Source organism: Mesorhizobium sp. ZC-5 (assembly GCF_025753855.1).
Taxonomy (GTDB): Bacteria; Pseudomonadota; Alphaproteobacteria; order Rhizobiales; family Rhizobiaceae; genus Neomesorhizobium.
Genome location: NZ_JAOWPT010000070.1, coordinates 1 through 558, shown reverse-complemented (window position 1 = coordinate 558; position 558 = coordinate 1). Strand labels below are relative to the sequence as shown.

Here is a 558-nt window from a genome sequence, read left to right as displayed (position 1 = left end):
ACCGATCTCGACGGATTGACCCGTGCACATGCCGAGGTCGAAACCGAAGTCGGCCCGGTTTCGATCCTGATCAATTCCGCCGGCATCGCGGGCAGCAATGCCAGCCTCGACACCTATGACCCGGACGAATGGCGCTACGTCGTCGAGATCAACCTGAACGGCACTTTCTATGTGAACAAGGTCGTCGTGCCGGGGATGAAGGCACGGAACTATGGCCGGATCGTCAACATCGCATCGGTTGCAGGCAAGGAGGGCAATCCCAACCTTTCCGCCTATTCGGCGGCCAAGGCCGGAGTAATCGGGCTGACCAAGTCCCTGGGCAAGGAACTGGCTTCCTACGACATCGCGGTGAATGCGATCACGCCCGCCACTGCGAAGACCCGGATCCTGGAAACGCTGACCGAAGAGTTCATCAACTACATGCTGGTGCGCATCCCGCGTGGCCGATTCCTCGAAGTGGACGAGGCGGCAGCGATGGTCGCATGGCTGGTCAGCCGCGAGAACAGCTTCACAACTGCGTCGGTCTTTGACCTTTCAGGTGGCCGCTGCACCTATTGA

General features: G+C 59.9%; 1 protein-coding gene. It reads left to right on the top strand.

Translation table 11 applies throughout. From position 1 onward, the window contains the following. Nucleotides 1-558: SDR family NAD(P)-dependent oxidoreductase (locus tag OHD58_RS30545; protein WP_263807317.1), on the top strand; the 558-nt coding region annotated here is incomplete at its 5' end.